At 66.0% G+C, this 15,044-nt stretch carries 16 protein-coding genes; 13 read left to right on the top strand and 3 right to left on the bottom strand.

Annotated features, from left to right (window positions below):
* Window positions 1-10: 10 nt before the first annotated feature.
* Genes AC19YR_RS04130 through AC19YR_RS04080 form a run of 11 tightly spaced genes read left to right on the top strand, consistent with a single transcriptional unit; the run spans window position 11 to window position 9,378 of the window.
* Window positions 11-604, top strand: coding sequence for a type II secretion system protein N (locus AC19YR_RS04130; protein WP_500597287.1), 594 nt, complete (start codon window positions 11-13; stop codon window positions 602-604).
* A complete protein-coding gene (gspD, locus tag AC19YR_RS04125; protein WP_500597285.1) occupies window positions 597-2,516 on the top strand; it encodes a type II secretion system secretin GspD in 1,920 nt (639 codons plus the stop codon). Before AC19YR_RS04130 ends, gspD begins: the two co-directional genes overlap by 8 nt.
* Window positions 2,513-3,979, top strand: a complete 1,467-nt coding sequence (gspE, locus tag AC19YR_RS04120) for a type II secretion system ATPase GspE (RefSeq protein ID WP_500597283.1) — start codon at window positions 2,513-2,515, stop codon at window positions 3,977-3,979. Before gspD ends, gspE begins: the two co-directional genes overlap by 4 nt.
* The gene (gspF, locus tag AC19YR_RS04115) at window positions 3,979-5,187 is read left to right on the top strand and encodes a type II secretion system inner membrane protein GspF (protein ID WP_500597282.1); all 1,209 of its coding nucleotides are present in this window, start codon (window positions 3,979-3,981) and stop codon (window positions 5,185-5,187) included. Before gspE ends, gspF begins: the two co-directional genes overlap by 1 nt.
* Before the next feature lie 3 nt (window positions 5,188-5,190).
* Complete coding sequence (gene gspG / locus AC19YR_RS04110) at window positions 5,191-5,646, top strand: type II secretion system major pseudopilin GspG (protein ID WP_095108913.1); 456 nt, start codon at window positions 5,191-5,193, stop codon at window positions 5,644-5,646.
* A 3-nt stretch (window positions 5,647-5,649) separates the two neighbouring features.
* Window positions 5,650-6,117: a type II secretion system minor pseudopilin GspH gene (gspH, locus tag AC19YR_RS04105; RefSeq protein ID WP_500597280.1), complete on the top strand. Its 468-nt coding sequence runs from the start codon at window positions 5,650-5,652 to the stop codon at window positions 6,115-6,117.
* Window positions 6,110-6,475 (top strand): type II secretion system minor pseudopilin GspI, encoded by a 366-nt coding sequence (gspI, locus tag AC19YR_RS04100; RefSeq protein WP_500597279.1) that lies wholly within the window; start codon window positions 6,110-6,112, stop codon window positions 6,473-6,475. Before gspH ends, gspI begins: the two co-directional genes overlap by 8 nt.
* Complete coding sequence (gene gspJ, locus AC19YR_RS04095; protein WP_500597278.1) at window positions 6,472-7,014, top strand: type II secretion system minor pseudopilin GspJ; 543 nt, start codon at window positions 6,472-6,474, stop codon at window positions 7,012-7,014. The genes gspI and gspJ overlap by 4 nt, the downstream gene beginning before the upstream one ends.
* The gene (locus AC19YR_RS04090; RefSeq protein WP_500597276.1) at window positions 7,011-7,859 is read left to right on the top strand and encodes a type II secretion system minor pseudopilin; all 849 of its coding nucleotides are present in this window, start codon (window positions 7,011-7,013) and stop codon (window positions 7,857-7,859) included. Before gspJ ends, AC19YR_RS04090 begins: the two co-directional genes overlap by 4 nt.
* On the top strand, window positions 7,856-8,941 hold the full coding sequence (gspL, locus tag AC19YR_RS04085; RefSeq protein ID WP_500597274.1) for a type II secretion system protein GspL: 1,086 nt from the start codon (window positions 7,856-7,858) through the stop codon (window positions 8,939-8,941). Before AC19YR_RS04090 ends, gspL begins: the two co-directional genes overlap by 4 nt.
* On the top strand, window positions 8,938-9,378 hold the full coding sequence (locus AC19YR_RS04080; RefSeq protein WP_500597273.1) for a type II secretion system protein M: 441 nt from the start codon (window positions 8,938-8,940) through the stop codon (window positions 9,376-9,378). Before gspL ends, AC19YR_RS04080 begins: the two co-directional genes overlap by 4 nt.
* Here AC19YR_RS04080 and AC19YR_RS04075 read toward each other — a convergent pair.
* Window positions 9,371-10,645 (bottom strand): MFS transporter, encoded by a 1,275-nt coding sequence (locus AC19YR_RS04075; protein ID WP_500597272.1) that lies wholly within the window; start codon window positions 10,643-10,645, stop codon window positions 9,371-9,373. The two genes, AC19YR_RS04080 and AC19YR_RS04075, sit on opposite strands and share 8 nt — an antisense overlap.
* Before the next feature lie 120 nt (window positions 10,646-10,765).
* On the opposite strand from AC19YR_RS04075, the gene AC19YR_RS04070 reads away from it, so the two are divergent.
* Together AC19YR_RS04070 and AC19YR_RS04065 are read left to right on the top strand one after the other, a co-directional pair.
* Complete coding sequence (locus AC19YR_RS04070) at window positions 10,766-11,659, top strand: LysR family transcriptional regulator (RefSeq protein ID WP_095108920.1); 894 nt, start codon at window positions 10,766-10,768, stop codon at window positions 11,657-11,659.
* Window positions 11,660-11,960: 301 nt separating this feature from the next.
* Window positions 11,961-12,731, top strand: coding sequence for a ParA family protein (locus tag AC19YR_RS04065; RefSeq protein ID WP_095108921.1), 771 nt, complete (start codon window positions 11,961-11,963; stop codon window positions 12,729-12,731).
* Between the two features lie 19 nt (window positions 12,732-12,750).
* Here AC19YR_RS04065 and trxC read toward each other — a convergent pair whose 3' ends face one another.
* Window positions 12,751-13,188, bottom strand: coding sequence for a thioredoxin TrxC (trxC, locus tag AC19YR_RS04060; protein ID WP_095108922.1), 438 nt, complete (start codon window positions 13,186-13,188; stop codon window positions 12,751-12,753).
* Window positions 13,189-13,254: 66 nt separating this feature from the next.
* On the bottom strand, window positions 13,255-15,039 hold the full coding sequence (locus AC19YR_RS04055; RefSeq protein ID WP_095108923.1) for an SLC13 family permease: 1,785 nt from the start codon (window positions 15,037-15,039) through the stop codon (window positions 13,255-13,257).
* Window positions 15,040-15,044: the final 5 nt, after the last annotated feature.

The following is a 15,044-nucleotide window of genomic DNA, read 5'->3' as shown; positions in this document are numbered from 1 at the left end:
GCGGCCCGCAATGGGCCGTCCGCAACCTGATCCTTCTGTGAATGTCGACGTGAAAAAAATGCTCTCGGGATTGGCCAAACACTGCGCCGGCAGGCGCCTGGGCAATGGGTTGCTGCTGGTGCTGCTGCTCGGCGGTGGTCTGTTCCTGGCCTGGCGCGAATGGCTGTTCCGCCAGGACCTGCGTGTGCCGCTGCCGGTAGCGGTTACACCCGCCACGCCCAGCGTCGCGTTTGACAGCACGGCGCTGGCCAGCGTCCTGGGCTTTGCCGCCGCCACCGCGCCCCGGCCTACTGCCGAGCCGCTGACCTTGCACGCCAGTGTGCTGGTCAGCCCTGGCCCGTCCAAAGCCTTGCTCGCCCATGCCCAGGGAGCGCGGTTTTACCTGGAGGGCGAACGCCTGCCGGGCGGTAGCGTCCTGCGCCGCGTGGCCTCTACTTATGTGGTGCTGTGGAACAAGGGCCGCGAAGAGCGGCTGGCCTTGGCGTCAAGCGCCGAGCCTTTCCTGCGCCGGCTCGACCCGGCCCACCGCGTGTCACCCGTTACCGCTTCCGAGCGTTTTCTGCGCCCGTTTCCGGGCCGTCCGAGTAATGCCACTGATGAATAACTTCACCGGCGCGCCTGTTTTGCGCCAACTCATGTTTCTCTGCGCCCTGGCCGTTGTGCTCTTCCACGGCGCGCTCAAGGCTACCCCCGCGCAATGGCAGTTGGCGATGAACAACGCCGAACTTCGGGATATCGTCGAAGAAATCTCGACCATCCTGGGTACCACCGTGGTACTCGACCCGCGCGTGTCCGGCCGGGTCACGGTGATGTCGCACCAGCCCCTTGACCGCGAAGGTGTGCGGCGCCTGTTCTATTCGGTGCTCGATGCCCACAACTTCACGGTGATCGACGAAGGCGACCGCATCCTGATTACCCCGGTCAGCGAAGCCAAGACCCGTGCGGGGCAGGGCGGGGCGAACCCTGCCAGCGCGGCGCAATTTGTCACCCGGGTCATCGCCCTGGGCAGCGCCAGCGCTGCCGACCTCACCGGGTTGCTGCGCCCACTGGTGTCAGCCAACGGCTACGTCGGCCCGTCGGTATCGGCCAATGCCCTGGTGATTACCGACACGGCGGCCAACGTGCAGCGCCTGGCCGGCGTGGTGCAGCAACTCGACTCGGGGCAGAACAACCGCCACACCGTGGTGCAATTGCGCCATGCCCTGGCCGGCGAAGTGGCGCCGGTGGTTGAGGCATCCTTGGGCAAGCGCAACGCCGAGACGGCGGTCCAGGTGCTGGCCGACCTGCGTGGCAACCGTTTGGTGGTGATCGGCCCGGCCACGGTACGCCAGCGCTTGATCGAACTGGTGCGCGGCCTCGACGTCCCTGCCGCCGCCAGCCAGGGCAACGCTCGGGTGATTCGTCTGCGCCACAGCGACGCCGGGCAATTGGCGCAAGTGCTGGAAACCATGGGCCAGGGGCGTAGATCCGCCCAGGCCAGCGGCGGCGCCAAGGACCCGTCGACCGAGGGCAGCTTCATCATCAAGGCCGACGAAAGTCAGAATGCTCTGGTGTTGCTCGCCGAGCCCGCGCAGCTCCGTACCATCGAAAACATCGTGCGCGAACTCGATCAGCCCCGCGCCCAGGTACTGATCCACGCCGCCATCGTCGAGATATCCGGGGACATTGCCGAAGCGGTCGGCGTGCAATGGGGCGTCAACACCGGGGGTGCTCAGGGCTTTATCAACTTTCCCGGCACCAACATCCCGATCGTCGGTGGGTTGACCTTCGACGATAAGCAAGCGGCCCCCGAAGGCGCGCTATTGCACCTGGGCAGCGACCGCTTCGGCGCGCTGATTTCCGCCCTGGCCAGCAACACCCGCAGCAACCTGCTGTCCACGCCCAGCCTCCTGACCCTGGACAACCAGGAAGCGCACATCATCGTCGGCCAGAACGTGCCGTTCAAAACCGGCTCCTACGCCACCAACAGCAACGGTGCGGACAACCCCTTCACCACGGTTGAGCGCAAGGACGTGGGCATCAGCCTGAAGATCAAGCCGTATATCAATGAAGGTTCGACCCTGCGCCTGGAGGTCGAGCAGGAAGTGTCGGACATCGCCCCGGCGGTTTCGGGCATCGATTCCTCGGACCTGATAACCAACAAACGTGCGCTTAAAAGCACGATCCTCGCCGATGACGGCGAGATCATCGTCATTGGCGGGCTGATCCGCGACAGCGTGCGCACCCAGAAAAGCGGCGTGCCGCTGTTGCGCGACATCCCCTACCTGGGCGCGCTGTTTCGCTGGAGCCGCGACACCCAGACCAAAAGCAACCTGATGGTGTTCCTGCGGCCGACCATCGTGCGCAGCAAAAGTGATTTGGCCGAGGTTAGCCAGCAGCGCTACAACGCGCTGCGCGAACTGAGCCAACCCGGCGCGCGGGAAAGCAACTCGCTGTTGTTGCCGGCCGACGCCCGGGAGCTGTTCGAGCCGCCCGCCCAGGCGCCCGTATTTGACCTGCGCAAGGGCGCGCGATGAGCTTGCCCAGCGAGTTGCCCTTCGGCTTCGCCCGGCGTTTTGGCGTGCTGCTGGACCACAGCGGTGCCGAGGCTTGCCTGGCCCTGCGCGACGATGCTCCGCTCACCGCGTTGGCGGAGGCACGGCGGGTGTGCGGGCGCGACCTGCCGTGGCGGGTGCTGGCGGCGGACGCGTTCGCTGCGCGCCTGGCTGCCACCTATCGTGAAGGCCAGAGCGCGGCCGAGCAGGTAGCCCAGGGCCTGGACGAAGAACTCGACCTCCTCAGTCTGGTCGAGCAAGTGCCGCAGACCGCCGACCTGTTGGAGCAACAGGGCGACGCGCCGATCATCCGCCTCATCAATGCCCTGCTCAGCGAGGCGATGCGCGAGCAGGCGTCCGATGTGCACCTGGAAACCTTCGAGCACTACCTGTCGGTGCGCCTGCGGGTCGATGGCCAGTTGCGCGAGATCTTCCGCCCGCGGCGTGAGCTGGCGTCCTTGTTGGTGTCACGGCTCAAGGTCATGGCGCGCCTGGATATCGCCGAAAAACGCGTGCCCCAGGATGGCCGCATGGCCCTGCGCCTGGCCGGGCATGAGGTGGACGTGCGGGTTTCGACCCTGCCGTCGGCCCACGGTGAGCGGGTGGTGCTGCGCTTGCTCGATAAACAGGCCGGGCGCCTTGAATTGCCACGCCTGGGTATGCCCGCCGACACCCTGGCGGCGCTGCGCCAGTTGCTCGGCAAGCCCCACGGCATCGTCCTGGTGACCGGCCCCACGGGTTCGGGCAAAACCACCAGCCTGTACGCCGCCCTGAGCAGCCTCAACGACCAGACGCGCAACATCCTCACCGTGGAAGACCCTATCGAATACCACTTGCCGGGCATCGGCCAGATGCCGGTCAACCCGAAAGTGGACATGACCTTCGCCCGAGGCCTGCGGGCGATTCTGCGCCAGGACCCGGATGTGGTGATGGTCGGTGAAATCCGCGACCGCGAGACGGCGCAAATCGCCGTGCAAGCCTCGCTCACCGGGCACCTGGTGCTGTCGACCCTGCACACCAACAGCGCAGTGGGTGCGGTCACCCGGTTGCTCGACATGGGCGTGGATGCCTACCTGCTGGCCTCGTCCCTGGTGGGCATCCTCGCCCAGCGCCTGCTGCGCACGCTGTGCCCGCACTGCAAGGCGCCGTACCTGGCCGACGCCGCCGAGTGCCAGCGCCTGGGCCTGGCGGTAGCGCCGCAATTGTTCCGCGCCGTGGGGTGCGAGCAATGCCAGCACGGTTATCGCGGGCGTATCGGTATCTATGAACTGATAAGCATCGGCGGGCCGCTGGCCGCGCTGATCCACCAGGGCGCCAGCGAACAGGCCCTGGCCGACGTGGCGCGCCAGCACTCGCGCAGCCTGTTTCAGGACGGCCGGCAACGGGTGCTTGACGGCCTGACCAGCCTCGATGAGTTGCTGCGCGTGACCCAGGAGGCCAACTGATGCCCACCTTCGATTACCGCGCCCAGGACGCCCGAGGCCAGCGCTGCAAGGGGCAGTTGGAGGCGGACAATCCGCGCCAGGCCCGGCAACGGTTGCGTGAGCAGGGTTTCTGGCCCCATTCGGTGAGCGAAGTCAGCGCCGCGCCCGGCACGGAAGCCACCCCCCAGGGCGGCCGCTTGAGCGCCGCCGACCTGGCCTTGGTGACCCTGCAACTGTCCACCCTGGTGCAGGCCGGGTTGCCGTTGGAAGAAGCCCTGCACGCAGTGGCCAAGCAGAGTGCTAAGCGCCGGGTCGCGGCCTTGCTCGCGGCGGTGCGGGCCCGGGTGACGGAGGGCCATGCTCTGGCCACCGCGTTGGGGTATTTCCCCCGCGCCTTTCCCGAACTGTTCCGCGCTACGGTGGCGGCGGGCGAGCGCTCCGGGCACCTGGGCCAAGTGCTGGAGCAACTGGCCAGCTACACCCAGGCGCGCCAGGCCTCGCGGCAGAAAATCCAGATGGCGTTGGTGTACCCGCTGATCCTGATGCTCGCCAGTGTGGCCATCGTCAGCTTCCTACTGGGGTACGTGGTGCCGGATGTGGTGAAGATTTTCGTCGATAGCGGCCAACCGCTGCCGTGGCTGACCCGTAGCCTGATCGCCCTGAGCGACGGCGTGCGTAGCCATGGCCTGTGGCTGCTAGGCGCCCTGGCGCTGGCGTTGATGCTTGGGCGCTGGAACCTACGCCGCCCGGGTTGGCGCCTGCGCTGGCATCAGGTGTTGCTCGACATGCCCGTGCTGGGTGGCCTGTGGCGGGCGATGGAGGCGGCGCGGTTTGCCAGCACCCTGGCGATCCTCGGCAAAAGCGCTGTACCCCTGGTGGATGCCCTGGAAATCGCCGCCGCAGTGGTGGGCAACCTGACCATCCGCGCTCGCATGCTCGCCGTTGCCCGCGCGGTGCGTGAAGGCACCACCCTGACCCGGGGCCTGGAACGCAGCGGCGACATCCCGCCGATGATGCTGCACCTGATCGCCAGCGGTGAACGGGCCGGTGAACTCGACGCCATGCTCGAACGCGCCGCGCAGCAGCAGGAAGCCAGCCTGGCGGCGCGCATCGCCTTGGTGGTGAGTTTGTTCGAGCCGGCGATGCTGGTGCTGATGGGCGCCGTCGTGCTGCTGATCGTCCTGGCGATCCTGCTTCCAATCCTCAGCCTCAACCAATTGGTGAACTGACCCATGCAAACCCAACGCACAGTTTCTCGCCGCGCCCAACGCGGTTTTACCCTGATCGAAATCATGGTGGTGGTGGTCATCATCGGCATCCTGGGGGCCATTGTGGTGCCGCAGTTCATGAGCCGCCCGGACCAGGCCAAGGCCACGGCCGCCCGGGTGGATATCCAGGCGATTTCCACGGCACTGGAAATCTATCGCCTGGACAACGGCCACTACCCCTCCACCCAGCAAGGCCTGGAGGCGCTGAAAAAACGCCCCACTGGCACGCCCGTGGCCCGCGGTTGGAACCCCCAGGGCTATCTGAAAACCCTGCCGACCGACCCCTGGGGCACGCCCTACCAGTACCTCAACCCCGGGGTGCGGGTGCTCGATGGCGGCTACGACCTGTATTCGCTGGGCGCCGATGGCGGAGTCGGCGGCGACGGCCCGGCGGCCGACCTCGGCAATTGGGGGGAGTGAGCCATGCGTGCCTCTTGCCAGGGTTTCACCTTGCTGGAACTGATGCTGGTGGTGGTGTTGGCCGGGGTGTTGCTGGGTGTGGCCAGCCTGGCCTTGGGCAATGGCCCGGCGCGCCAGGCCCGCCAGCAGGCCCACGCCATGGCCGGCCTGATCGAGCAATTGCGCGAGCGGGCAGTGCTCGATGGCCGCGAATACGGTTTGCGGGTGGGTGCCGAAGGCTACCAGTTGCTGCGCTACGAGACGTTGGGCTGGGAACCGCGTGGGCCGCTAAAGCGCTGGCCCGCCAATGTGCGCCCGTACCTGGTGCAAGAGGATCGGCCCCTGCACCTGGGCCAGGAGACGGACACGCCGCAATTGCTGATCCTCAGCAGTGACGAAATCAGCCCCTTTCGCCTGACCCTGGAACACGATGGCAAGGTCCTGGCGAGCCTTTACAGCGATGGCGTGGGCGATGTGGTGGTCGATGGCTAGGCGCACCGTGGGCGGTTTCACCTTGCTGGAAATCATGGTCGCTCTGGCGGTGTTCGCCACCTTAGCGGCGGCGGTGTTCTCCGCCAGCCACGCTGTCATCGGCCAGGGGCGGGGTGTGGAACAGCGCCTCTTCGCCGCGTGGCTGGCAGACAACCGCTTGAACGAGTTGCGTCTGGAAAAAAACCTGGCGCTCGGCCAGCACACCCGTCAAGTCAGTCTGGATCGCCGTGACTGGCACGTACAGCAAAACCTCAGTGCCACGGCGGATAGGCGCTTGCTCAAGGTCGAGGTGGCCGTCAGCCTGGTTGGCCAGGAACACGTCGTATACCGCACCACTGGCTGGATTCCCGCGCCATGACCCGGCGCCAGGGCGGTTTCACCCTGCTGGAGCTGCTGATCGCCCTGACGATCTTCGCCTTGCTCGGGCTCGGCGGCTGGCGCCTGTTCGACGCCGTGGTGCGTGTGCAGCAGGCCACCCAGAGCCACGAACAGGCGCTGCGCGGCCTGCAACGGGCGGTGGCGGTGATTGAGCGCGACGTGCTGCACATCATCGCCGAGCAACCGGTGGTGCTGAGCGCCACCGGGTTGCACTTGCAGCGCGGCAATTGGCGCAACCCGCTGGACTTGCCGCGCAGTGAGCGCCAGGCCCTGAGCTATCGCCTGGACAACGGCGTGCTCTGGCGCGACAGCCGAGCCGAGGGCGATGACCGGGTGCAACGGCAAAAACTTCTCGACGATGTGCGCCACCTGCGCTGGCGCCTGTATGACGCGCAGCAGGGCTGGCGCAACGAATGGCCGCCCGGGCCCAAGGCGCCGCTGGCGTTGGAAGTGCAGTTGTCGAGCGGGCGCTTCGAGGGTATCCGCCGGGTCTTGCTGCTGCCGGCGGCGCTGCCATGAACCGTCGGCAAACCGGCGTGGCGCTGATTAGTGTGTTGCTGGTGATGAGCCTGGCGCTGCTGATCCTCGGCGCGGTGCTGCACAGCCATCGCCTGCTGGTCAAAAGCAGTGCGCAACAGTTGCAGCAACTGCACCTGCGCCAACTCGCCACGGCCGGCGAAGCCTGGGCCTTGCGCCTGTTGCAGGATTCCCCGCGCGGCGCCAACCCGACCTTGGACCTGAGCCAGGAATGGGCTCGTGCGGTGCCGGGGTTCGACACGAACCAGGCCCAGGTACAGATCGAAATCCACGACTTGGCCGGGCGCTTGAACCTCAATCGGCTGCTGGCCGGGGGGCGGGTCGATCAGGTCACACTGGAGCGTTGGGCGCGATTGTTGGCGCTGCTCGACCTGCCGCCACTGGTGTTGCCGCAGGCCGGCGCGCTGCACGAGCTGAGCCAATTGCGCTTGCTGGCGGGTATCGACGGCCTCTTCCTGCAGCAACTGGAGCCTTGGGTGGCCCTGTTGCCCGCGGATGCGGCATTCAACGTCAACACCGCGCCGGCGCTGCTGCTGCGCACCCTCGGCGACCTTGACGACGCCACTGCCCAGGCCTTGGCCCGCCAGCGCGAGGCCGACCCTTGGGCGACGGCCCAGGCCTTCACCCGCGACCCGCTTTTGGCGGGGCTTGAGGTCAATGGCCATGGCTTGGGCGTGGACAGCCGCTGGCTGCGTATCGAGGTTTCGGTGAACGACGGTGATGGCCACTTGCGCCTGAGCAGCGACGTGGAGCGCGACGCCAAGACCGGCCAACTGAACGTCCTGCAACGCCGCCTGCTTCCTTCCATCGACCCGAGGCTGCCATGAACCCCTGGCTCTACCTGAATGCCACTGGCCTGCACGAGCCTTCGCTCGACTGGCCCTGCTACCTGCCGGCCAGCGGCCAGTGGCAGCCTTTGCGCGACGCTGCCCAGGCCCTGGATGGGCAGGCGGTAAACCTGCTGCTGCCCATGGAAGCGTGCAGCTGGCTGCGCAGCGAGCCTTGGCCGGGCAAGCGCCGGCCCGCCGTACAAGCGGTCGCCTTCGCGGTGGAAGAACAGTTGGGCGAAAGCCTGGAGACATTGCACCTGAGCGTTGGCGCGCGCGATAGCGAGGGCTGCTACCCGGTGCTGGTGGTGGGCCGCGAGCGCTTTGCCCACGTGCTCGCGTTGCTGGCCGAGGCAGGCGTGGAGGTGCGCGGGGTGTACGTCGATGCCGACCTGCTGCCCACGGATCAGGCGTGGGGTGTGCGTTGGGCGGGTCGCTGGTTGCTGGGCGGGGCGTTGCCGGCACGCCTGGCGCTGACGGATGAGGCGCTGGCGCTGCTGCGCCCGAGCCTGCCCGCGACCTTACAGTGGCGCGACGACGGGGACCTGGCGCCCTGGCCGTTTCAAGGCGCGGCCACGGCCATCAACCTGCGCCATGGTGAATTCGCCCCGCGTCGCCGGCCGCTGCCCTGGCGCCTGGGCGCGGCGACTTTGCTGGGCTTGGCGCTGCTGGCCTGGGCAGCGGCCGAAGTGCGCTTGAGCTTTTTACACAGCGAAACCCGCCAGCTCCAGGCCCGCAACGAAGCGCGCTTCAAGGCGCTGTACCCGCAGCAAAGCCGTATCGTCGATTTGGCCGCGCAGTTGCAGGCCCAGCAGGTACGTGGTGCGCAGCCCCAGGGCGGGCGCATGGCCGAGTTGGTCCGCCTCACCGAACAAGTGATCGGCGCCAGCACGGTGCAGGTGCGGCGCATTGAGTTGCGCCCGGGCGAGGGTTGGAAAATCCAACTCGACGCCAGCAGCTTCGCCGAACTGGAACAACTGCGCGAACGAGGCCGCGAACAGGGCCAGGCGTTGCGCCTGGACAGCGCGAGCAAGGACGGCGACCGGGTGCAGGCCACCCTAGTGGTGGAGGCGGGCGCATGAGGGCATTAATGCAGCATTGGCGGCGTTTGTCGCGCCGCGAGCAAGGGTTGCTGCTGGGTTTGGCGCTGTTTATCGGCGCGGTGCTGGCCTACAGCCTGATCGGGCAACCGACCCGCCAACGCCTGCACACCGCCGAACGCCAGTATCAGCAACAACGCGTGCTGGCGGCGCAACTGGCAGGGGCGCAGCCAGCCCGGGCCGCATCGGCCGCCGACGGCCGGCCCTTGTCGCTGCGCATTAGCGAGAGCGCCAGCGCGGCGGGGCTGCACGTGGAGCAGATGGAGGTGGACGACGAAGGCCTGGAGCTGACCCTGGCGGGCGAGGCCCGGGCCGTGTTGCAGTGGTTGGCTCAGGTTGAGCGTGAGGGCGCCACGTTACACGGCCTGACCCTGGAAAAACGCGAAGACCTGCTGCAAGCGCGGTTGCAGCTCAGGTAGCGGCCCCCGACAACGGCGCCAGGCGCGCCAGTTTTAGCGCCACCAGCAGGGCCAGCATCAGCAGGGTCGCGATGAACAGGCCAATGCCATTCCAGCCGCCCCAATGCCAGAACACCCCGCCCGCCGTGCCAGCGATGCTGGAGCCGGCGTAGTAGCTGAACACATACAGCGACGAGGCCTGGCCCTTGGCGTGGGTGGCGCGGCGGCCGATCCAACTGCTGGCCACCGAATGGGCGCCGAAGAAGCCGAAGGTGAACACCACCATGCCAATCAACACCAGGCTCAGCGGCGCGAACATCGTCAGCCCGATGCCGCCCAGCATCAGCACGATGGTGCCCCACAGCATCTTGCGCCGCCCGTAGGTGTCGGCCAGGGCACCGACCTGGGCCGAGCTATAAATCCCCGAGAGGTACACCACCGACAGCAGGCCGACGAACGCCTGGCTCAAGTGGTACGGCTCGGCCAGCAGGCGATAGCCGATGTAGTTGAACAGGGTGACGAACGCGCCCATCACCAAAAAGCCTTCGAGAAACAACCACGGCAGGCCGGCGTCTTTGAATTGCAGGGTGAAGCCTTCGAGCAAACTGCGCGGTTGCAGCGAGCGGGCGCGGAAATTGCGCGAATCGGGGAGCAACTTCCAGAAAATCACCGAGGCCGCCAGGGCTAGCACGGCGATCACCAGCATGGCCGTGTGCCAACTGACGAAATCGATCAACACCCCGGCGACCAAGCGCCCGCTCATGCCGCCAATGGCATTGCCGCCGATGTACAGGCCCATGGCCAGGCCCAGGTGCTGCGGGTGGATCTCCTCGCTCAGGTAGGTCATGGCCACCGCCGCCAAACCGCTCAACGACAGCCCGGTGAGGGCGCGCATCAGCAGCACGCCTTCCCAGGTGGGCATCAAGGCGCTGGCCAGGGTGCACAGGGTGGAGGCGAACAGCGCCGCCACCATCATCGGCTTGCGCCCAATGCGGTCGGAAATCGGCCCGGTTACCAACAAACCGATGGCCAGCATGCCGGTGGCCACGGACAGGATCAGGCTGCTGCGCGCCGCGTTGATCCCATATTCAGCCGACAGCAGCGGCATCATCGGTTGCACGCAATAGAGCACGGCGAACGTGGCGAAGCCGCCGGCGAACAGCGCCAACACCGTGCGCATGAACAGGGGCGTGCCTTTTTCGATGTAGAGGTCGTTGAGTTCGGCCACCGCATCGCCCAGGGGCGCGGGCGGGATTTCGTGGGCCAGGGGAGCGGCAGCAGTTTTCACGGAGGGCCTCGCGGGAGGGGCAAGCGGTCAGGCGATGGAAAAAGCATATAGGCGGCGAATGATTCAATCCAATATATTGTTCGACCTGTTTGATAGGTTTAACGACTCAATGGAGGCTTTATGGAATTGCGCCATTTGCGCTACTTCATCGCGGTGGCCGAAGAGCTGCATTTCGGCCGTGCAGCCCAAGTGCTGGGCATCTCCCAGCCGCCGCTGAGCCAGCAGATCCAGGCCCTGGAGCAGGAAGTGGGGGCGCGGTTGTTCGAGCGCACTAACCGCCGGGTGGAACTCAGCGAAGCGGGGCGGCTGTTTTTGGAGGAGGCGCGGCTGGTGCTGGCGCAAGTGGACAAAGCCGCTGACGTGGCCCGGCGCGCGCAACTGGGGGAGTTGGGCGAACTGAAGGTCGGGTTCACCTCCTCGGCGCCGTTCAATTCCACCATTCCCCAGGCCATTTTTGCCTTTCGCCAGCGTTTCCCGGCGGTGCACCTGCACCTGCGGGAGATGAGCAGCACCCAAGTGGCGCAAGCCCTGGTGGACGAAACCATCGATGTGGGGCTGATGCGGCCGTTGCCGTTGGCCGATTCCCTGGATGTTGTCGAGCTGATGCGCGAGCCCCTGGTGGCGGTGCTCAGCGCTACCCATCCACTGGTGCAGGGCAGTGACGAGGGCCTGTTCCTCGCGGCGCTGGCCCAGGAGCCCTTTGTGTTTTTCCCGCGCAGCTACGGCAGCGGCCTGTACACCCAGTTGCTGAGCCTGGCCCGCGACGCCGGGTTCAGCCCCCATTTCGCCCAGGAAGCGGGCGAGGCGATGACCATCATCGGGCTGGTGGCGGCGGGGTTGGGGGTGTCGGTGCTGCCGGCGTCCTACCGGCGCATCCGCATCGACGGCGTGGTCTACCGCCCGCTGCTGGACCCCAAGGCGATATCGGCGGTGTGGCTGGTGCAACGCAAGAACCAGCGCTCGCCCATGGCCAAGGCATTCGTGGAGTTATTGACCCGTAAGGCTGAAAACTAAGGCGCCGCCCTGTGTGGGGCCTTGTCCGCGATGGCGGTCTGCCAACCACCATGTACATGGTCAGACCCACCCCTATCGCGGGCTAGGCCCGCCCCCACAGTTGAACGTGTTCATTTTTCCTCTGTGGGAGCGAGCCTGCTCGCGATGGCGGCACGCAGTGGCGGTGACGAATGGCAGGGGTGTCACAGTTGCTCTCACTGGGATATGAGGCGGCACAAAGGTCAGACAAATGCCAGCGAGGTAGCGAAGCAGCGACGCGGCCTACTACACTCGGGAATTCTTTAGTACACGGAGGTTTGTCATGCGGCGCGTGGTGTTCAATCAGAAAGGTGGCGTGGGCAAGTCCAGTATTGCCTGCAACCTGGCGGCGGTGAGCGCCAGTGAAGGCTATCGAACCCTGCTGGTGGATCTCGATGCCCAGGCCAACTCCACCCAATACCTCACCGGGCTGACCGGCGAGGACATTCCCATGGGCATCGCCGACTTTTTCAAGCAAACCCTGTCGTCCGGGCCGTTTGCCAAGAAAAACAAGGTGGATATCTACGAAACGCCGTTCGATAACCTCCATGTGATTACCGCCACGGCGGAACTGGCCGACTTGCAGCCCAAGCTGGAGGCCAAGCACAAGATCAACAAGCTGCGTAAGTTGCTCGATGAGCTGTCAGAAGATTACGACCGCATCTACCTGGACACCCCGCCAGCCCTGAACTTCTATGCGGTGTCGGCGCTGATTGCCGCCGATCGTGTGTTGATCCCCTTCGATTGCGACAGCTTCTCCCGCCAAGCCCTGTATGGCCTGCTGCGCGAGATCGAAGAACTCAAGGAAGACCACAACGAAGGCCTGGAAGTGGAAGGCATTGTGGTCAATCAGTTCCAGGCCCGGGCCAGCCTGCCCCAGCAGATGCTCGACGAGCTGATCGCCGAGGGCCTGCCGGTGTTGCCGGTGTACCTGGGCAGTTCGGTGCGCATGCGCGAATCCCACCAGGCCAACCTGCCGCTGATCCACCTCGACCCGCGGCACAAACTCACACAGCAGTTCATCGAGTTGCACAACCTGCTGGAAAACGCCTGACGCTTCCCGGCGCCAATGCTTAGGCGATACCGTGCCCGCGCAGCCAGCCCAGGAGCTGCTGCAACGGCAACGCGCCGCTCTGGCGCGCCACTTCGCGGCCATTCTTGAAGAGAATCAGGCTGGGGATCGAACGAATCGCCAGTTGCCCCGACAACTGCGGGTTGGCTTCGCTGTCGAGTTTGGCGAAGCGGCATTTGCCGCTCAGTTGCGCGGCGGCCTGGGCAAAGGTCGGTGCGAACGACTTGCACGGCCCGCACCAGTCGGCCCACACATCCACCAATAGCGGCAGGTCGCCCTTGATCTGGCTGGCGTAGTCGCCCTGGGTCAGGTCGAACGGTGTGCTCAGCAGCACGCCGGCCTTGCAGCGCCCGCACTTGGGCGCGTCCCCCAGGCGTTGGGCGGGGATGCGGTTGAGCCCGTTGCAGTGGGGGCAGGGGATCAGCAGAGGGTCGGTCATGGCGCGGCTCCAGGGCAGTGGGGGTAGACAGCTATCTGGAGCCAAAGCCTGCGCTAATCAAGGGGGCTATTGCAGTGGCCAGAACCACGGGATCACCAGCATCGCCACCAGCATCATCAGGATGTTGAGCGGGATGCCGATGCGCAGGAAGTCGCTGAACTTATAGCCGCCGGCGTTATATACAAAGGTATTGGTCTGGTAGCCGATGGGCGTGGCGAAGCTGACGCTGGCGGCGAACATCACGGCCACCACGAACGGCCGTGGGTCGACGCCCAGTTGTTGCGCCACGCCGATGGCTATGGGGGTCAGCAGCACCGCCACCGCGTTGTTGGAGAGGATTTCGGTGAGGGTGGTGGTCAGCAGGTAGATGAAACCGAGCATCAGCAGCGGCCCCGGGTTAGGGATCGCAGCCATGGTGGAGCTGACCACCAGGTCGATCAGGCCGACCTTGTCCATGGCGATGCTGATGGCCAGCATGCCGAAAATCAGGCTGAGGATTTTCCAGTCCACCGCTTTGTAGGCGTCTTCCACGTCCAGGCACCGGGTGGCGATCACGACCACGGCCGCGATCAGCGCCAGGCCTTCGATCGGCATGAGCTCGAACGCGGCCAGCAACATCACCGCCAGGGTGGCGATGATGGCGATGGGCGCCTTGTCGCGGCGATAAGCGCGCTCCTGCACGGTATTGAGGCTAATCAGGTCGCCATTGTCGGCGAAACGGCGGATTTGCGAGGGCGTGCCCTCCACCAGCATGACGTCGCCGAATTGCAGGTGCAGGTCGTCGAGGTTGCCTTGGATGTTTTCGTCCTGGCGGTGCACGGCCAGCACGTTAATGCCGTAGCGCGCGGTCAGGTCGAGGTCGCGCATGGGCCGGTGGCTGTAGCGCGAACTGCGCCCCACGATGGCTTCGGCGAGGATCACGTCGTGGCTGCTGATGGTCTCGAAGGCTTCGCCACGGTTGAAGCTCAGGCGCCCGCTTTCGCGCAACTCGACCACATCCTGGACTTGCCCGTGCAGCACGAGGCGGTCGCCGCTGGCCAGTTGGGTGGTGGAGCAGGGCGTGCTCAGTTCCTGCTCTTCGCGAAAGATTTTCAGCACTTGCAGGCCGCTGCCGCCGTTGAGGTTGGCCTCGGCCAGGGTCTTGCCGATCACCGGTGAGTCGTGGGGCACCAGCAACTCGCTCATGAAGGTGCGGGCCAGGTCCGGGCGCAATTGCTTGGACAGGCTGTCGCGGTCGGGCAGCAGGCGATTGCTGAACAGCATCAAGTAGACAAAGCCCACGGCGGCGAACATTAGCGCCGCCGGGGTGATCTCGAACATGCCGAACGGCGCCAGCCCGGCCTTGCGCGCCACGCCGTCGACGAGAATGTTGGTCGAGGTGCCGATCATGGTCAGCATGCCGCCCAGCACCGTGGCATAGGACAGCGGGATCAGCAGTTTCGACGGCGAGGTGCTGGAGCGCTTGGCCAGGGCAATGGCCACCGGGGTGAGGATCGCCACCACCGGGGTGTTGTTGAGGAACGCGGAAATCACCAATGCGGTAATCATCAACCCGCCCAGCACCCGCAGCGGCCGGTCGCCCACCAGGTTGCCCAGCCAGTTGCCTAGGGCGTCGATGCAACCGGTGCGCTCCAGCGCCGCCGAGAGCACGAACATGCAGGCGATGGTCACCGGCGCCGAGTTGCTCAGCACGCCGAGCACTTCGCTGGGGCTGAGGATCTGGGTCACCAGCAGGGCCGCGACACCAATGGCGGCGACCACATCGGCGCTCCATTTTTCGCGCACGAAGGACACCAGCAGCCAAAGCAACAGGGCGGCGACAAACAACAGGGGTAGCGAGTCCCAGGACATCGGGC

The organism is Pseudomonas sp. MF08817, from assembly GCF_059862705.1.
The sequence above is the reverse complement of the archived record's forward strand: the minus strand, read 5'-3'. Positions and strand labels throughout refer to the sequence as shown.